The following is an 18,658-nucleotide window of genomic DNA, read 5'->3' as shown; positions in this document are numbered from 1 at the left end:
CAATGAAGCATCGAGACAAAATATGGAAAAGACTCAAATTGATACCTTCAATGGAATGGAAATTCCAAATTAATACCGGCTGATTTGAAAATGATCATCGATACTGCGCATCATCTCAGCACAAATTACCGCCAGGCCATCAATATCATCCATATCGCAAACTTCAACGGGCGTGTGAGTATATCGGGCAGGAAATCCCATTTCCAGGCATGCGACGCCATTGCCTTCTAACTGAATATAAGATGCATCGGTTAAGATGCCAAGAGCAGCAAAACGCTGAAGATTCTTACCAGTTTTCCTCGCGCTCTCTTTGGCCAGTTTATACAACGGTTCATGCGGTAATGTACCATTCAAAGTACCGCGTCCATGAAAACTGTAAAGCTGAACACAGGCGCCATTTCCTACCACATCATCGAATTTGCTGTTCAGATCTTTTGTATCGCCAGCAAGACAGACATCCAACGAAATCGCGATATCCGGATGGATAGTCCGAGCTGCCATCATTGCTCCACGCAGGTTAAATTCTTCCCATACTGTTCCGACAAGATAAACATCACATTGCGGACGCTGCCCTTTGAGGTATTCTGCCATTTTTACTAAACACGCACAGGCACCGCGATTGTCCACCGCTGTTCCGGAGATCACTGAATGCGTCAATTCAGTAAATGAGGGTTTATAGATGGCAGGGCAGCCTATTTCAATGCCCAGTTTTCGAACTTCATCACTTGTTTTTACTCCTATATCCACAAATAATGACGTAACAAGATCCACTTTATACTTTTCTTCTGCCGGTGTTGCATGATGAGCCTTGGGACCAAAAATTCCAGGATGCCAACTGCCATCCTCACTCCGTATCATTAAATTTAAACCCGGGAGAACTTTTTCAGGGATTCCGCCAAGCCGATCGACCTGTATATAACCGTCCTTTTCAATTTTCCGGACGATAAAACCGAGCTGATCCATATGTCCAAAAACCATAGCTTTTGGCAGATCTGGATTGGTTCCGTTGATTTTCCCAATGCAATTTCCTATTCGATCGATGCGCACTTCATCGCAAAATTTCGAAAAGTATCCTTTCAACAGATACGCCATTTCTTTCTCGTATCCGCTCGGCGCGGGCGTTAGCATAAATTCACGCAAAATATCTTTTATAATCATGTTTTTACCTCTTCTCATGCAAAATTTGCATAATAATCGATTCCATCTCAAGATGGTTCCGAACGTTGAAGTCAGCGCCGAGAGCATCTCTTGCTCCAAAATCATTTTGAATCGCAACCGTAATGCACTGGTTTGCTTTCCCCGCTGAAATATCTTCAGCCCGATCACCAACCATTATCGTTTTTTCGGCTTTCAAAATTGATTTCAACTCCAAAACTGCCATCTTTTTATCAAATCCATTTTTTCTGTGCCAAATAAATTGAAAATATTGCTCGAGATTAAATTTTTTAAGCAGCAAATCGAGGTACTCTTTTTCTGCATTGGAGCAGATTGCCAGCGGGGCATGGCGGTTTAATGTTTCCAGCATATGGATGCAATCTGGTTCAATCACTGCAATTGTTTCGATTGCTTCTGGTGTATAACAGATCAGACGCCGCATAAAATCCCGAGCAGCAGCTTCATTCTCCGTATGTAACAGCTTTTTGGAGACATCAATCAGCTTGTCCCCCACAGTAGAATTTGCGATTTCACGGGTTATGGATGGAAGACCCATCTCCGTGAGCGCTTTATTAATCACGTAATAATTGATATCGGTTGTGCCAAAAAAGAGTGTACCGTCAAAATCGAATAAAACTGCAAAAAGGTTCATTTTGTCTACCTCTATTTTAGCCCGTCTTCAAAGATTTCGATATTCGCTTCTTTCAACCACTGCATTTTCTGATCGGCAATAGCTCTGTTGCAATTGAATTCCGATAAAAGACTTTCCAGGTCTGCTCTAACATCTTCAAATGCCACCGGATCGGCAGCTTCAAGCGTTGCATCCCAACATAAAATAAGATACCCATACGCTGTCTTGATCGGTTCGGAAAACTGTCCCAATGTTTCAATCGACATAGCAGCGTTTTTAAATTCTTCCGAAAATCGAGTCGATTGTTCTGATACATAATTGACAGCGTCGCTGCCTTCTGAGAACTCTTCGATTAATGCATCAAAAGATTCTCCGGATTTCAGTCGATCCATTGTTTGATTCAATTTCGCGGATATTCGATCATATTGATCCATCCGCATTTTTTCGGCTTCATCCTTTGAGCCGTATGCATTGAGCTGATTGATCAAATCGATGACATCATCATCAAACGGTATAGAGAGTTGTTTTATAACTCGGGTTTCAACCGGACGAAAAATAACCGGTTTTCCTGAAAGAAGTGCTTGTTCATAAAGATTGATATCGTTGGAAAAAGATTCTTTTTGTTCGGAATATAACGAATTGTAATATGCCTTTACAGCAGATTCATCCATTCGATCCGTTTCATCTTCAATCTGCTTCTTATAAGCGTCAAATAATGCATTTTGGATTGCACTTTCCACAATCGATTCTTTGGATAGCCCTTGATTGCTTAGAATCCACTGTGCAGTTTCCTCCAAATCTTCCTTGCTGATATCCGGATAAGATTTTTTTACATAATCTTCAATGACCTTGACGGTCGATTGATAACTTTCCTCAGCTTGTGTCTTGATCTCATCGGTAACGATGAACCCAAGAGAAGCAAGTTTGTTTTGAACAACAAGTTGTTCAATGAGTTTGTCTAAAATTTCAGATTTTGCCTTTAATTTTTTTTCTGCAATTTCTTCATCACTCAGGCTGCCGCTTAAATTTTGATACATCATATTCAGCGTTGTCATTTGAGCTTCAACCTGACTCCAAAAAATTGGCTTCCCGTCAACCAATGCAGCTATACTATTCTCTGATTCTTGCGTTTGTGTAGTTTCGGCTTTAACCGTCAATAAGGGGGGAAAAAATAATACAATGAGTAAGATTAAGAAAAGTTTTTTCATTCTTGAAAGCATTCTATTAATTTAAATTCCCGGAAGAATAAATCTCCCGGGAATTTCAAATCAAGTTGAATTCCTTATTCTGCTTTATATCTTGCTTTTGCAGAAGCAACATCATAAGAATCAGCGTCAGCTTCAACCTTGGCACGATCCCATGTATTATCGAAGAACTCGTTTGTGAAGATTTGGTCAGCTGTCAGATCTGTCTTAATTACACCGGATTCCTTGGCAACTTTCACATTCAGCATCCATTTATCTTCCCAGCTGAATCCAATGTTATCCAGAAGCTTTTGCTCATCCGGTCCGCCTGGGGCGCCAAACATTTGATAGGCGCGTCCTTGTTGAACATACAGAGCAGCTTTCCACGTTACATCGATATTCGGCCATTGATTGCAGGAAACGGCAGCGGCAGCTTCAGGATTGTATTTGACAAAATAGATACTCTTCGCTAAAGCAGTGACGAAACCCTGTACTACTTCCGGTTCATTTTTAATCAGATCCAGATTGGTGATGATTGAGTTTGAATTGGTCTTCAATACGTCATCACCGTCGATATATTTGAAATCATAACCCTGTCCGATCAATTGCCATGCTTCTCCTGGCCATGTGAACAACATATCCAGTTTTCCTTCAGCAACCTGGATATAGCGGTTTTCACCGGCAACAACCCATTCGATATCCTTCACAGGATCGACACCTGCGGCAACCAGAGTTGGTGTAACAAGCATTTCCCAGGAAGCATCACCCAGCGCTACGGTTAATTTTTTGCCGTATTTTTCAACTGCGCCTTTCATATCATCCCATGTCTGAACCTTGCTGTTGTTCAGAACACACATACCCCAAATATTGATTGCATCATACGCAGATACGACTTTAATGGGGAGACCTTCTTCAATTCCAGCCAGTATGAAGGATGGTCCGGGAGCAGCGAAATCAGCTTGGCCGGTTGCTACCATTTTCAGGTCGGTAGTACCAAATGCCTGTTCCATCTTGAGTGTCAAGCCTTCTTCAGCAAGATAACCAAGATTCTGGGCAACCCAGAAAGGAGTATCTTCAAGAACTTCAGCGGTACGTGGCAGAACATAAGTGATTTCTCTCAGTTCGCCCTCTGCAGCTACGCTGCTGAACACACTGAGAACCAACAGTACAACAATGGTTAATAATAAAGACCTCTTCATATCATTTTCTCCTTTTGTCATTATTTTAAGATCAGACAGTAAAGGTACTGCCAATCTTGTTTGTTCATACAATCGTATGAATTCTTTGTGATGTTTTTTATCATAAATCGTTTTTTCGATGACGTCAAGATTTTTTGATCAATTTTTCAAAAATTTGAAACATTGTGATTTCATTTTTTTTCACGAAAAGTAAGTATTTTTACTTTTCGGTTATATTTGATAATTTTTTTCAAACTTTTGGATATTATTGATTGATTTTTAAAGGCTTCACTTTGACACAAGCCTTGTTTAATGATAAACTCAATTTATAATATGAATAGATGATCATTTTATTTTTTTAAAATGATCAGAAGTACAAAAACAAGGGAAGTGTTTCTCTCGTCATCAAAACCAATTTTCAGCAAGTCTATCTATACATTAACCATAAGAGGATTTATTTACTATGCAATGGATTCAGCAGCTATTTAAAACCCAAAAACCTATTGTAGCGATGTGTCATTTCCGCGCTTTACCGGGAGATCCATACTATGACGCAGACGGAGGAATGCAAAAAGTAGTCGATATGGCTCGGACTGAGTTTCTCGCTCTGCAGGAAGGCGGTGTGGACGCAGTGATGTTCTCAAATGAATTCAGCCTTCCCTATCTGCGTAAAGTTAAGCCTGAGACAACGGCTGCAATGGCGCGGATTATTGGTGAAATTAAAAGTGAAATCAAAATTCCATTTGGCGTCAACGTTCTTTGGGATCCCTATGCATCGATTGACCTGGCAGCTGCAACCGGAGCGCTTTTTATCCGTGAGATCATGAGTGGCGTCTACGCCAGCGATTTCGGCCTTTGGGACACCAATACCGGAGAAATTATGCGCCACAAAATGCGACTGGGACTGAAGGATCTGAAAATGTTCTTTAATATTGTCCCTGAAGCGGCAAAATATCTTGCGGATCGGGATATTGTGGAAATCGCAAAGACAACGGTATTCAACAACCGTCCGGATGTTATTTGCGTTTCAGGCATCACTGCCGGTGCATCAACAGATACAAACGTACTTGCCAGCGTTAAAGAAGCAATTCCGGATACAGCAGTTTTTGCCAACACCGGCTGCAAAGTTACCACAATCGAAAAAATACTTTCAATAGCCGACGGCGCCGTCGTTGGTACCACATTTAAAAAAGACGGAATTTTTGAGAATCACACAGATCTTGACCGTGTAAAAGAATTCATGGATAAAGTACGCTCAATTCGCTAGCTTGGTAATGAATCCCTCCCCCTCCTGTCAACGATTCGAAATTTGGCAAGGATCATAAATTGTTGTGTTGTTTTTGCACTTCGCATAAAAACAACACAACAACAAGATGGTTTTCTTTTCGCAGCAGGACTTTCCATATATCGAATTATTGCATTGTTGCCTGAGGGGGTTTTAATGTATCTGTCTTTCTGAAGGAGAATTGATGATGAAAACTTATGCTGTCGCGATCATTGGTGCCGGGATGATTTCTAAAAGCCATATTGCAGCAATCAATAATCTTCCAAACGCAAAATGCGTGGCAATCACGGATATTATCCACGAAAAAGCACAGGCTGCTGCTCAAAAAGTAAATTGCCCCTGCTTTACCGATGCCAAAGAAATGCTGGAAAAAGTACCGGAAATCGATGTCTGCATTCTTTCGCTGCCGACGTATATTCATTCGGATTATGTCAGTCTGTGTGCTGAATATGGAAAAGCCACTTTGTGTGAAAAACCACTTGAAATGACTGTTGAAAAAGCCGAACGAATCCGTTCTGTCGTTCAAAAAACTGGGATCATCTATATGACGGCACAAGTTGTACGCTTCTGGACTGGCTATCGGGAGATCAAAGAGATGATGAAAAATGGCGAATTCGGAGATATATATATGAGCTATTTTTCGCGTTGTTCCGAACCTCAAAAATGGGGGAATGACTGGCTTTTTGATCCCGTGACCGGCGGTGGGGCTATGTATGATATGCTGGTTCATGACATTGATTTTATGAACTATCTTTATGGACCGGCAGAGAGCGTTTATACGGTCGCCACGAAAAGCGATACGAACTGCTACAATAATGTATTTGCATCTTTAATTTATTCAGGCGGAGCAAAAGGTGTTGCTGAAACTTCCTTTACGATGAAAACCGGTTATCCGTTCACAATGACTGCAAAAATTATGGGAAGCAAAGCAACTGCTGAATATATCTATAGCGCCGGTTATGATATTAATCAAAGAAATGGCGCCATTGCCGTCTTAAAGCTGTTCCGAGACGGAAAAACGCCGGAAATTATCAACGTCGAGCAATATGATGCTTACACAAAACAGCTTGCTTACTTTTTGGATTGTGTAGACCGTGGTGTTCAACCGGATATTGTCACATTGGATCAGAGTGTTGAAGTGATCAGAACCATCGATGCCATACGCCGCTCAGCTGATACCAACTCCATCATTCGACTCAGGTAACTTTGTGAAAAAAATTGTCTTCCTTTCTGATATTGACGGGACTTTGGTTACAAGAGATATTTCTCTCCCTCCTTCAATCCGGCAGGCAGTAAAAGATTTCCAATCAGCAGGCGGATTATTTTCGCTTTGCACAGGCAGATCCCTCATTGCAACACAATCCATTGCCCAAGAATTAAATCCGAACCTGCCTTGTATTGTTTATGGGGGAGCAGCTTTGTACGATTTCAAAGAAAACCATTATCTTTGGATGCAGTCGTTTCATCATGACGAAATTTTAGAGCCTATTCGAATTGTTTATGAAAAGTTTCCGGATATCAGCATTCAGGTACTTACCGAAGATCATATTTACGTCATACGCCGCAACAATCGATTGAATTTGAGAGGGATTGCGATCGAGAATGAAGGACCGATCGAAAATATCGCAAGTATCCGCGGTCATATTTTAAAAATTGTCATGTGCGGTGACAGCAGAGAGGATCTTTCAGCATGCCGGATCTTCTTCTCTGAAAAACACGCAATTTTTGCTTTTTCGAGTAAATATTTTGTGGATATTGTTCCAAAAGGCGCCGGAAAAGCTGAGGCGATCCGCAGGCTTTCGGAATTATGCGGCATCCCCTTATCTGATTTTCATGCTGCAGGCGATGGAATGACTGACATGCCGATGTTGAAACTGGCAGGATTTTCTTATGCTCCACAAAATGCGCTGGATGAAGTTAAAAAAAGCGTCAGCATGATCGTTCCCGGTGTGCTTCAAGGGGGAATCGCAGAAGCGCTTTCCCATTCAAAAAAAATCATGGAAGGGCAGATTTAAGCAGGAATCGAACCGTACTTCTACGGTTCGATTCCTGCTTAAATTAGACACACAATAAATTCGGATTTACTTCGAGGATTTCACGCCTGAGCTTCTCATCCAGACCGGAATCCGTGATGATCTGATTAAAATCTTTTACCTGGCAAATATTGACAAATGCCATGTTTTCAAATTTCGTGTGATCGCAGACCAGAATACGTTCCATCGCATTATTCATCATCTGCCGTTTGATCGCAACTTCATCAACTGCAAAACACATACAACCATGAACAACACTGACAGCGTCAACAGCGATAAATGCCTTGTTCACATGAATGTCACTGATCATTCTTTCCGTGAATATTCCGGAACAAGTAATCGTATCCGCTTTTAGACCACCGCCCATCACAATAACGTTATTGGAAGTATTCCGCGAAATATCCAATGCGACGGATAAATCATGGGTCAGAACCGTTAACCTTGAAAAAGTCTGCAGTTTCCTGGCAATCTCAAAGGTTGTCGTCCCTGAATCCAGAAAAATTGAGTCCCCCTCTTTGATACGCAAGACTGCTTCTGCAGCTATACGGATTTTTTCTTCAGTATTCATCGATCGGCGTAAATTTACCGGTAAATCCATAAGCGCCCCCCGCATGGCATCCATTGCGCCTCCATGCGTTTTTAACAATAAACCGTTATCAGAAAGCATGTTAATATCTCTCCGAATCGTTGCGCTGGACGCTCCCAGTTGTTCGCATAAATCCAATACTGACATAAATCCATTGGCTTTTACCAATCGGATGATTCTCTCCTGTCTTTCAGCTAAAAGCATGCAAAATCCTTTTCAAGCCTTTATTTTTTTCGTTATTCTAATCCTTTGGGATAGTTGTGTCAATAATACATGCTCAATATTGATTATTTTTGATTTTATTTTTCAAAAGAGAATAATATTTTTTTCATTTTGTGATATTTCATATTCTTCCATGATTATTTCTGATTTTTTTCTTGCAGTATGATTGATTGTTTGTTAAAATATGAAACGATATTACGAAAAATCACTTGATTGTTGAATACTTATTTCACGAAAGGCATAAGATATGAAAAACATATTATGTTTTGGTGATTCCAACACATGGGGCTATGACGTCACAACCTTTAATCCGGAGATAGGATCCGGGCAAAGAATGCCATTCGATGTGAGGTGGCCTGGACGAGTTCAGAATATTTTGGGCAGCGAATACCATATTATTGAAGACGCGTTAAATGCTCGTACAGTCATGAATCAGGATCCATATTTTCCCCATCGTCTGGGAATAGCAGGTCTTGAAGCAGCATTGGATGCGCATGCACCACTCGATCTTGTTATTTTAAAACTTGGCGTAAATGAATTGAAACACATGTTTAATCTCACAGCAGGAATGATCGCTTTTGGAGTAGAGAAATTAGTATTGGCTGCCAAAAAAAGTTATTATAACTATCCTGAACCGAAAATCCTCGTCATTGCACCCCATCCCGTCAGCCCGAACATTCATAATGATCTTTTTGGTTTCAGTTTCGGTCCGCTTGCTTATGAAAAGAGTTGTCAATTTGGTGCATTATACAAAGATCTCGCAATCCGCAACGGATGCGGTTTTATTGACTGCGCTGATTTGAATTTCACGTTAAATACGCTGGATGGCCTTCATTACAGCCGCGAAGATCATGCAAAACTTGCCGATGTCGTTGCTGCGAAGATTCGGGAGATGCTGGAACACTAAACGTGGTCAGTCTGCGGATCACAGCGAGAGAATTGCCTGCTGATTGATTCAAGAAAAACATAACCACCGGCTTAGTCGATGGTTATGTTTTTCTTGTGACATAAGATTGCTTCGCTGCGATCGCAATGATAAACATCGCCCTGTGCTTCTCATATAGCAATCTGTCATTGCGAGGAGGACGTAAGCCTGACAAAGCTATCTCAGGTATTAACGAAAAGAACTGTTTGTTATGCAGAGGGAATATCTTTATTATTCGAAAAAAAAAACGCCACAGATTGTGGCTTTTTTATTCTTGCGGAGAGAGTGGGATTCGAACCCACGATACCTTTCGATATACGCGCTCTCCAAGCGCGCGCACTAGACCAGCTATGCGATCTCTCCAATCCTTGCGGCAAGAATTATATCATAAGAATCTTTAAAGTGATGAAAAATGGGGTTATTTGGTCTGCTTTTCAAATTGCCAGAAATATAGTGAGGATTATTTGTTATATAATCAATTTATGTATATCCAAGACCCTCCTTTTCCACAGGCACAGTTAGTGATTTCCACGAGAACGCTGGATTTCGGTATACTGACAAAAGATGAACCCAGTGAAGGGCATGGCATTGCAACGCTGATCATTGCTAACGAAGGGGAAAAAACATTAGTCGGAAGGATTGCGCTGCAAGTTGCCTGGGTTTCAGTGACTCCGCCTGATTTTCGAATCAATCCCGGAGAATCCAGTGAACATGTCTTCCGCATCCGCACAAATGCGGAATCCTCCTGGACAACACATAAATTGGGATCCAACTTCATTGCGCTGATCAACAGCAATGGAGGATCCGAGACGATCGGTGGATTTTACTACTCTGATCCTTCCCGCAACAAACCCAAAAAAAATCCTATCAAATTATGGACGATTTTATCGATACCGATTGCACTTGTCATGATCGCAGGGATGATTTATTTTCTTTCGAATGCGGCGAAAGCTTCAAAAGTCCACACAAAACTAACTTCGATTGCACAAATCTACACGCAAGCTGCACAAACCTACATGGCAAGCATAGCGGCTGAAACAACCTTGCTGCCGGTATCTGCCGTAATTGATGAAACGAAAACAGGCGAAGCTCCGTTGCTCGAACCGTCAGCTACCTCTTCCATACAACAACCGACATATACACCCTGGCCGGTTGCAAGCTTTCCGAATGTGGAAGAATTCATCCGTTCCTACTATTCAGCGCTTCAGAATGATGAATATGAGAAAGCCTGGTGGATGCTCTCGGAAAAAATGCAGATCGCCTGTTGCTACCAGGGAGGGACATTACCCTTCGATATTTATACAGCCTACTGGAAAACGGTTGATTATGTTGAGGTTGTTTACGCCTATCTGCAGGCATATGATGTTAATCCGGCAGAAGTTAACGTAGCTCTGATATACCACAATGCAGACGGAACTTCTGAAGAAGCCTATAACACGTTCTATATTATTGCGGATGCCGTGCGAAATACGTTATTGATTGATGAAATTAAATAAATCTTCCCATTTTCAAATTGCTGATGCCTGTATCACAATCAGCAATTAAAATATGAGGGAGGGCTATGTTCTTGTCAAGTTGATACGCTTCACGTAAAAACATCACAACAACAAGTTTTTCTCGCTTTATATGCATAACAAATCCATATTTCGGATTACTATATTACAATGTCATCGGTTGAAAACAAGCATGTTAAAATTATTTTGAATAGAATCAGTTTATTGATAAACAGGACTTATTAAAGGAAATCTTTGGAGGGAATTACAATGGAAGTGACTTTGGAAGCTGTAAAAAAAGTGGTGACGGATGTCTTAAAAATCGATGGGAACAATATTACTCCCGAAACACGGTTTATTGAGGATTTAAAAGCGGATTCAATGGATCAATTCTTTTTAATCGACGGATTCAGCGAAGCTTTTCATGTTACGATCAGTGATGAAGATGCAAAAAAGATTAAGACTGTGGGAGATGTGATTACCATTCTTTCGAAATAAGACGGGTATCAACAGAACTGAAGCGAGTGCTTCAGTTCTGTTTTTTTTATTTTTCCAACAATTTTAATAATTCAGGGATTTCAGTTACTACTTTTACACCTGCGGATTCAAAGGCTTCTATTTTGGATTTTAAAATCCCGATTCCTGCTTCAATATAAGCGCCGGCATGTCCCATTCGTTTTCCAGGTGGAGCGGATTTTCCTGCCAGAAATGCTGCAACTGGTTTACTCATTTGATATGCGGCAAACCTTGCTGCGCGCTCTTCTTCCAAACCACCAATTTCTCCGATCAGAAGAAGCCGTTCTGTATACGGATCAGTTTCGAACATCTCCATAGCTTCGACGAAAGAAGTTCCCTGAAGTATATCGCCTCCGATTCCAACACAGGTACTGACGCCAATGCCTCGTTCCTTCATAGCTTCCATGATCATGTAGCTCAAGGTTCCGGATCTGGAAATAATGCCGACTTTTCCAGGAATGACGCAATCCTCCGGAGTGATACCAATTTTAACTTCGCCGGGATTGATAATGCCGGAACAGTTTGGGCCAACAAATCGAACGCCTTTTGTCGTCATGTAATGATACACTTTGGCAATATCCTGCACCGGAATTCCTTCCGTAATACAGACTACCAGCTCCACGCCGGAATCAGCAGCTTCCAGCAAAGCGTCTGTTGCCTGTCGTGCCGGGACGAAAATAATGGAAGCATTGGCTTCTGTTACCTCAACCGCTGCCTGCATCGTGTCAAAAACAGGAACTTTCTCGTCAAGCACCCAACTTCCGCCACGGGAGGGCGAAACACCGGCAACTATCTGCGTCCCATAATTGATCATCTGGCGGGCATGAAAATTTCCTTCACGCCCGGTAATTCCTTGTACAATGACCCGTGTCGATTTATTGATCAGGATGCTCATCTTTTACTTGCCTCCGACAATCGTCACAGCCTTTTTTACTGCATCAATCATTGACGGGGCGAAAATGATATCCAGGTCTTTCAAAATTTTTATGCCGGATTCTGCATGTGTTCCGCCCATATGAACGATTATTGGAATCTCCGTTCCGTATTTCTCAATGGCAGCTTGCAGCCCATATGCGATATCGTCACAGCGTGTCATACCGCCAAAAATATTCACCAGGACCACTTTCACCTGAGGATCATTCAGTAAAATATCCAATGCCGCAATCACTTTGTCGATATTTACTCCTGCTCCTAAATCCATGAAATTGGCAGGGTGACCTCCATTGTCCTGGATGCAGTCCAGCGTAGCCATCGTCAGACCAGCTCCATTCACAAGACAACCGATATTGCCGTCCATCTTAATGTATTCAAGTCCGTGTTTTCTGGCTTCGAATTCACCATATGCTTCCACATCATAATCTCGAAAATCCACAAGATATTCCTGTCGAAAGCGCGCATTCTCATCCAGAGTAATTTTTCCATCCAGAACAAGAAGCCGCTGGTCTTTGGTAATGACCAGTGGATTAATGGCAACCATCCGCGCATCCATATCGCAGAACAGTTTCCACATTCCAAGGCAAATTTCAGTTAATCCGCGTAGATATTTCGGCTGGAAATCGAGTCGATTCGCAAGTTGTCGAACCTGATATCGCTGGAGTCCGATTAATGGATCAATATAAACACGATCAAGATTATCGAACAATGCATTTGCCGCAGTCTCAATATAAATCGTACCCGATTCATACATCATTAACAGCGGCATACGCTTCTCTCTGTCCAATGTAATTAGAAGAAAATACTCTTTTTCGATTGAAAGCGCTTCGTCAATCAGAACATTGCGTACAGATAATCCATGAATCTTTTTCGATAGAATTTCAGAGGCTGCCTTCTCAGCTTCCTGCGGCGATTTTGCTAAGAGGATACCACCGGAGGTCCCGCGTCCTTCTGCCAAGACCTGCGCTTTAACAACAACCGGACATCCAATCTCCTCAGCGATTTGTTTCGCTTCCCGTGCGATGGATGTTACGTGACCTTCCGGTATCGGTATGCCATAATTTTTAAAAAATGCCTTCGCCTGGTACTCATGGAGCTTCATGCGAATTGCCTCCGGTTCAATTTATCCCTTCAAAAATTCATCGACAGAATCTTTACTGATTCGATAAGCTGAACCGATCTTTCGTGCTTTCAGATCGCCTGCCTGAATAGCTGCCATCACATCTTCTTCAGAGACTTTTAACAACTGAGCAACTTCGGAGGGTGTCATCACATTGTTTTCAACCGGCGCTGCTGCAGCAGGAGCACCAGCAGGCGCTTGCTGCTGAGCATTTGTGCCATATGCCTGTGAAATTATATTGCCCAGACCTACTCCGGCTCCGATGCCTGCAGTCAAGCCTGCGCCGCCATTCGGATTCTGCGCCGCATCTCGTAATGCATCCGCTGCCTGCAGCTGAGTATAGACATTCATGTCCAACATACCCATTGCCCTCAATTCTTCAGCGGATTTTTCGGATGGTTTCAGACTTGCGATATAAAAAGATTTCAATAACAAACCGATTGCAAGGAAATCATCCTGAGCTTTTGCCTTTACGGAAGCTCCCAATTCTTCTGTCAATCCAATCAGTTGCAGGACATTTTGATTCGCAGTAGTTGTTCCCAGAATATCCTGAATCTTGGATAAAAGCATGGAACGCAGACGGTTTTCAATCGATGCCAGGGAGTATGACTGGGATGCTCCCATAATTTGCGTGACGAATTGCTGAGGATCGCTCACCTGAAAACTATATGTGCCAAAACCTTGCAGCAGACTGATTCCCAATCCGACGCCAGCGTTCCTGACGATAATCGGTTGTGAAGTTCCCCATTTGACATCGGCAAATTCCTTCATACTGACAAAGTACACTTCAGCAGTGAAAGGGGTCCGATTGTTAAATGCTTTTCCCAACAGATCCGTCAGCAAAGGAAAGTTGGCTGTAGAAATCGTATGACGTCCTGGTCCCAATACGTCCAGCGCTTTTCCATCACGAAAGAATATTGCTCGCTGAGACTCACGAACAATCACCTGTGAACCAAATCGAAGATCAGCTACACCTTCTTCTGGAAAATGATGAGCAATCTCATCCTGCATTTCACTTGGATATTCAACTACATCAAAAATTCGAGCCATTCTAATTTCTCCTCATCTTGTTCAAATAAAAGCTGTCAATCAGTTTTCGAAAAAGTTGCATCAGTAACTGATCTTGATTGATGACTGCCCATTTTTATGATCGATAATCGAAATCAAATAATTTTTCAGGAATTCACAGTACCAGTGATCACCTCTGAGCGGCGATTAAATGCAGTGATACATTCCTGGGCGACACTGACCAGATTTCGAATTGCAGTCTCAATTTCCTCATTTTTTTCAATATTGCTTTCCACCACATCAACGGCACTCTTAATGGATTCTGCCAGTTTAAAAAGGTAAAGATCGTAGTCATATAGCTGTTGTAAAGCAGCATCGTCAACCTTTACGACATCCAATAAGCCCGCATAACCATAGGAAGCAGTTTTTACCCGATCGATAAACTGACGAATCTTAATCGCTGCCGATTCCAAATCGCCGACAAACAAAAGATTTCCGGCTTTCAGTAAATCACGCTGAATTTCGCCAATTCGATTCCATTGTTCTTCAAATCGTTTTGCGATGGCTTCCCGAACGAGTTTGTCTGTGTCTCTTCGGGCTTCTTTCTCTTTATATCCCTTGATTCCTGGAATTTTTTCCAACAATTTCTCAAATTTATTTTTTTCAGGAGAATTTACAAATTCATTCAGATTTTCCATAAGACCTCCAATTTGTCTTAGATGCTCCTAATTTAGCTCCAAAGATCAATCCTGCTATAGAACAGAATCGAATTGGCTGCCAATTTACTGCTTCCAATCACGATAAGTATTTTTGAAATAGAAAAATCGTGATATTCTCATTGTAAAACAGAATGTTCCTCATATCAATAAACAAACCAGCATTTCCGAATACAAAAAAAATTAATGGACATTGTGAGGTTTTTCCGCTTCGCGAAAAGGATTTTTATGATGAATAATTCATGGATTCATCTGTCATTGCGAGAAGAGCGTTATTCGAATAAATAATCACAGCGTCCATCCATTCCTTTTAACTTGTTTTCATATAATTTTATATATAACAATATTAATTATGGCAAAAATATATAATATTTTTCGATAATTTTTATTCATTTCTCCTGTTTCACATATTGCGAGCCGCTGTTTGTTTTCAGCGATTCGAAATATGGAAAGCATTCTTTTATTGTTCTGTTGTTATTCGTAAAACGCAAAAACTACACAACCAATTTTCTCCCTTATTAAAAAAGTCTTTTCCACATTTTAGCTACGATAAACAACAGACCTGAAAAATACCCTTTTTGTTCACAGAGGGAGCTGTCAAAGGATTTTACTGAGGAACTGCAGTCAAATCAGACGATTCTTCAGGAGATTGATCCATTTCTGGTTCAACGACATTGATTTTTACCCAAATTGTCTGGCCGAAATTTTTCCCTTCTGACGTTTGAAGCTGCCAGCTGCTTTGATAATCACCGATCTCTGAAGGCGCAGTCATGATCACTGGAAAATCATATACAGAATACGGAGGGACAGTTCGAGAAATTTGATAACTCATGTGATCAGAATTTACTGTATTATAAGGAACCAGCCGATAATTCATGTTCCAGGTACAACTTCCGAGGTTATAAATTCGCCATATCTTTGTAAAACTGGCACCTCGATTAATTTTCGATCCGTCGGGAATTGTGACATCACCAATAAATTGCATCGCATTAGTACATGAGATTTCACTTTGTACCGATGATCCCGAAGAATCGGGCATGCTTTGACGAATCCTCCGCGAATTTGAAATTGGATAGACATTTGAAAAGAAATCCTCAGCAATACGCTGCGCAGTTCCATCCAGCATCATGAAATTCAACTGGCGATTCACCTCAGGTATTAAGCTCGAATCTTGATGAGAAGCAAATGCAAACTCCTCTTTGATCTGATCTTCCAGAATCAACTGGTAGTTACCGCTGCTTTTATAGTACCGATTGTATGTATTCAGGTCCATCAAAACAAAATCCACTTCCTCTTGATCCAAACCTTTTACCGCATCCGCAATCGTTAAATAGCGGACAAGGAATTGTTCTGCAGCACGATCCTCCGTCACAAGATTTGCCAGCACCCATTGTTCGAAATTGGTTCCGCCCTGAACTCCGATCGATTTGTCGGACAGAAAAGAAAGCGTGATATCAGCGGGAATTTCTTTCGATTTTAAAGCAACAATTCTGCCTGTTCCCATAAAATATACGCGGGAAAAATCCACAAGTTGCGCATTTTCGATGGATTTCGATAAAGCACCTCCGATCAAATCAACTTGTCCGACTCTGACGGAGTCGATCAATCCGTCATATGCCAGATCGATCACTCTGAGAGACACACCGATCCGATTGGCAATTTCCTCTGCCAGTTGAATATCCAAACCTGTGATTGTTCCATCTGCACCATAAAACGTAAACGGTACATAGTCGGATGAGGTGCCAAAATACAAAACACCATTTGACTTTACAGCCGACAAATGGGAATCCGCTGCTGTCACTGGAGAAAAAACGCTTAATAAACACAGCAGAAAAAACCCTATGATTGATTCTTTTTTTAAGGCAGACATGATTACATGATTCATCGTAGTTAATATCAGAAACAGAATAACAATAAATCAATTATAGCATTGATCAAATGCAGAGATCATCGCATTACAGCAATTCGAAATATGGGGAGAATGCTTTATTGTTGTGTTGTTTTTGCGCTGCATCTCATCGGCAGCGATTCAAACCCATCAGAGAAAAGGCTACGTGTTGCTGGTAAAATAAATGATTATCAAAGAAAAAGGACTTTCAATGAAAATTCTTTATTGTGATTGTTTTTCAGGTATCAGCGGTGATATGTTTCTTAGCTCTATGATCGATGCCGGTTATCCTTTAGATAAGCTCCAGGAAACATTCAATTCGCTGCAAATTCCAGAATACAAACAAGTTACATTTCAAAAAGTGATGAAAGGGGTCATTCAAGCCGGTCAGATCCATTTGGATTTTTCAGCTGAGAGCCATCATCACCGCCATTACAGTGATATTCGGACATTCTTGATTAACAGTGCGCTTCCACAATCCGTCAAAGAAAAATCTTTACGTATTTTTCAAAAAATTGCCGAAGCAGAATCTTCGGTTCATGGCGTTGCGATAGAGGAAGTACATTTTCATGAAGTTGGAGCTGTCGATTCCATATTGGACATTGTCGGCGCAGCAGCAGCTCTCGATTATTTTGGGATTGAAAAAATATATGCATCACCGTTGCCATTAGGTTCAGGGGAGATACTTACACAACATGGCCTTTTACCAAATCCCGCACCAGCTACTGCCTGGCTTATTCGGGATATGAAGGCATCTGTCATTCCGTCAAATATCCAAACGGAATTAATCACACCGACTGGCGCAGCGATCTTGGCAGCTTTTGCGTCTTTTGAAAAACCGGAAATGGCGATTTCTACAATGGGGAATGGCGCCGGAACAAAAAATTTTGAACATCCCAATATTTTGCGTGTTTTTATCGGCGAAAAAATAGGAACATCTAATAATTATTCGGAAATTGAAGCGAATCTGGATGATATGACGCCTGAACTGCTTGGTTCTGTCATGAATCGATTATTTGACGCTGGTGCTTTAGATGTTACGTTTTCGTCCATACAGATGAAAAAAAATCGTCCTGGTACGAAACTAACAGTAATCGTAAAAGCAGAAGATGAAAAAGAAATCAGCCATCTTATTCTGATGCATACAACCACACTGGGCGTTCGGATTACGAATATACACCGATATGAGGCAGATCGTGAAATAATCCAGGTTAATTCAGAATTTGGAATAATTCGTGCAAAAAAGAAGATTATCGACGGAAAGGCTGTTTCGATTCATCCGGAATACGAGGATTGTGAACGAATCTCAAGGGAGCACAATTTGCCGATTCTTGAGATCTATAGCAGAATCATGTTATCGCTGCAGACTATGGACACACAGGATGGCAGTTAGTGCGCTTAATTTAGTTTTTATGTAGAAAGTTAATAAAAAAACACCGAACAGCAGTTCGAAACATGAAAGGAAGTGTGTTGTTCATATGGTTTTGGGCTTTGCGCAAAACCATATGAACAACACACTCCTTTTTCTTATTCGAAAAGTCAATCCAGATTTCGAATTGCTGGATTTACGAAAAGAATTGACAACTTCCACAAAAAACGAATACAATAACTTTACAATAAAAAATATTTTTCTAACGGGGAATAGATTATGCCATTTTCACCATACGAAAGAGGTCAGGGAATACTCGAATACGCGCTTATTCTGATCCTGGTAGGAGTGGTCATATTTGTTTTACTCACTCTTTTAGGACCAGCCATCTCAAAGTTTATTTCAGATTTGATAGC

The 18,658-nt window shown here is 41.2% G+C and carries 17 protein-coding genes and 1 tRNA gene; 7 read left to right on the top strand and 11 right to left on the bottom strand.

What is annotated here, in order from left to right:
* Positions 1-69: 69 nt before the first annotated feature.
* From ATC1_RS04550 to ATC1_RS04535, 4 genes are all read right to left on the bottom strand, one after another.
* The gene (locus tag ATC1_RS04550) at positions 70-1,158 is read right to left on the bottom strand and encodes a M42 family metallopeptidase (RefSeq protein ID WP_062278793.1); all 1,089 of its coding nucleotides are present in this window, start codon (positions 1,156-1,158) and stop codon (positions 70-72) included.
* Between the two features lie 4 nt (positions 1,159-1,162).
* Positions 1,163-1,807, bottom strand: coding sequence for an HAD family hydrolase (locus tag ATC1_RS04545; RefSeq protein WP_062278792.1), 645 nt, complete (start codon positions 1,805-1,807; stop codon positions 1,163-1,165).
* 11 nt (positions 1,808-1,818) lie between these two features.
* The gene (locus ATC1_RS04540; RefSeq protein WP_172667714.1) at positions 1,819-2,994 is read right to left on the bottom strand and encodes a SurA N-terminal domain-containing protein; all 1,176 of its coding nucleotides are present in this window, start codon (positions 2,992-2,994) and stop codon (positions 1,819-1,821) included.
* A 74-nt stretch (positions 2,995-3,068) separates the two neighbouring features.
* Positions 3,069-4,169: an ABC transporter substrate-binding protein gene (locus ATC1_RS04535; RefSeq protein ID WP_062278788.1), complete on the bottom strand. Its 1,101-nt coding sequence runs from the start codon at positions 4,167-4,169 to the stop codon at positions 3,069-3,071.
* Between the two features lie 442 nt (positions 4,170-4,611).
* On the opposite strand from ATC1_RS04535, the gene ATC1_RS04530 reads away from it, so the two are divergent.
* From ATC1_RS04530 to ATC1_RS04520, 3 genes are all read left to right on the top strand, one after another.
* Complete coding sequence (locus ATC1_RS04530; RefSeq protein ID WP_062278786.1) at positions 4,612-5,415, top strand: BtpA/SgcQ family protein; 804 nt, start codon at positions 4,612-4,614, stop codon at positions 5,413-5,415.
* A gap of 202 nt (positions 5,416-5,617) precedes the next feature.
* Positions 5,618-6,637, top strand: coding sequence for a Gfo/Idh/MocA family protein (locus tag ATC1_RS04525; protein WP_062278784.1), 1,020 nt, complete (start codon positions 5,618-5,620; stop codon positions 6,635-6,637).
* Positions 6,638-6,641: 4 nt separating this feature from the next.
* A complete protein-coding gene (locus ATC1_RS04520) occupies positions 6,642-7,448 on the top strand; it encodes a Cof-type HAD-IIB family hydrolase (RefSeq protein WP_062278782.1) in 807 nt (268 codons plus the stop codon).
* 43 nt (positions 7,449-7,491) lie between these two features.
* Here ATC1_RS04520 and ATC1_RS04515 read toward each other — a convergent pair whose 3' ends face one another.
* Positions 7,492-8,256 carry a DeoR/GlpR family DNA-binding transcription regulator gene (locus ATC1_RS04515; protein ID WP_062278780.1) on the bottom strand — a complete coding sequence of 255 codons (765 nt, stop codon included), beginning with the start codon at positions 8,254-8,256 and terminating at the stop codon, positions 7,492-7,494.
* Positions 8,257-8,521: 265 nt separating this feature from the next.
* Between ATC1_RS04515 and ATC1_RS04505 the strand changes: the two genes are divergently transcribed.
* Positions 8,522-9,181, top strand: coding sequence for a GDSL-type esterase/lipase family protein (locus ATC1_RS04505; protein WP_062278777.1), 660 nt, complete (start codon positions 8,522-8,524; stop codon positions 9,179-9,181).
* 295 nt (positions 9,182-9,476) lie between these two features.
* On the opposite strand, the gene ATC1_RS04500 is transcribed toward ATC1_RS04505, so the two are convergent.
* A tRNA-Ser gene (locus ATC1_RS04500) sits at positions 9,477-9,562 on the bottom strand.
* Between the two features lie 119 nt (positions 9,563-9,681).
* Between ATC1_RS04500 and ATC1_RS04495 the strand changes: the two genes are divergently transcribed.
* Both ATC1_RS04495 and ATC1_RS04490 read left to right on the top strand, forming a co-directional pair.
* Positions 9,682-10,695 (top strand): hypothetical protein, encoded by a 1,014-nt coding sequence (locus ATC1_RS04495; RefSeq protein ID WP_062278775.1) that lies wholly within the window; start codon positions 9,682-9,684, stop codon positions 10,693-10,695.
* Positions 10,696-10,962: 267 nt separating this feature from the next.
* Positions 10,963-11,190 carry an acyl carrier protein gene (locus ATC1_RS04490; RefSeq protein ID WP_062278773.1) on the top strand — a complete coding sequence of 76 codons (228 nt, stop codon included), beginning with the start codon at positions 10,963-10,965 and terminating at the stop codon, positions 11,188-11,190.
* 46 nt (positions 11,191-11,236) lie between these two features.
* Here the strand turns inward: ATC1_RS04490 and sucD are convergent, their stop codons facing one another.
* The 5 genes from sucD to ATC1_RS04465 all read right to left on the bottom strand — a co-directional run bounded on the left by sucD (position 11,237) and on the right by ATC1_RS04465 (position 16,870).
* Positions 11,237-12,103: a succinate--CoA ligase subunit alpha gene (gene sucD / locus ATC1_RS04485; protein ID WP_062278771.1), complete on the bottom strand. Its 867-nt coding sequence runs from the start codon at positions 12,101-12,103 to the stop codon at positions 11,237-11,239.
* A 3-nt stretch (positions 12,104-12,106) separates the two neighbouring features.
* Positions 12,107-13,243 (bottom strand): ADP-forming succinate--CoA ligase subunit beta, encoded by a 1,137-nt coding sequence (gene sucC / locus ATC1_RS04480; protein WP_062278769.1) that lies wholly within the window; start codon positions 13,241-13,243, stop codon positions 12,107-12,109.
* Positions 13,244-13,264: 21 nt separating this feature from the next.
* Positions 13,265-14,311 (bottom strand): SPFH domain-containing protein, encoded by a 1,047-nt coding sequence (locus tag ATC1_RS04475; RefSeq protein WP_062278767.1) that lies wholly within the window; start codon positions 14,309-14,311, stop codon positions 13,265-13,267.
* 125 nt (positions 14,312-14,436) lie between these two features.
* On the bottom strand, positions 14,437-14,967 hold the full coding sequence (locus tag ATC1_RS04470) for a hypothetical protein (RefSeq protein ID WP_062278766.1): 531 nt from the start codon (positions 14,965-14,967) through the stop codon (positions 14,437-14,439).
* A 625-nt stretch (positions 14,968-15,592) separates the two neighbouring features.
* Positions 15,593-16,870, bottom strand: coding sequence for a transporter substrate-binding domain-containing protein (locus tag ATC1_RS04465; RefSeq protein ID WP_082174657.1), 1,278 nt, complete (start codon positions 16,868-16,870; stop codon positions 15,593-15,595).
* A 214-nt stretch (positions 16,871-17,084) separates the two neighbouring features.
* On the opposite strand from ATC1_RS04465, the gene larC reads away from it, so the two are divergent.
* Positions 17,085-18,266: a nickel pincer cofactor biosynthesis protein LarC gene (gene larC / locus ATC1_RS04460; protein WP_172667713.1), complete on the top strand. Its 1,182-nt coding sequence runs from the start codon at positions 17,085-17,087 to the stop codon at positions 18,264-18,266.
* Positions 18,267-18,658 lie beyond the last annotated feature (392 nt).

The organism is Flexilinea flocculi (genome assembly GCF_001192795.1).
Classification (GTDB): Bacteria; Chloroflexota; Anaerolineae; order Anaerolineales; family Anaerolineaceae; genus Flexilinea; species Flexilinea flocculi.
Note: the sequence above shows the minus strand (reverse complement) of the source record. Positions and strands in the feature narration are given on the sequence as shown.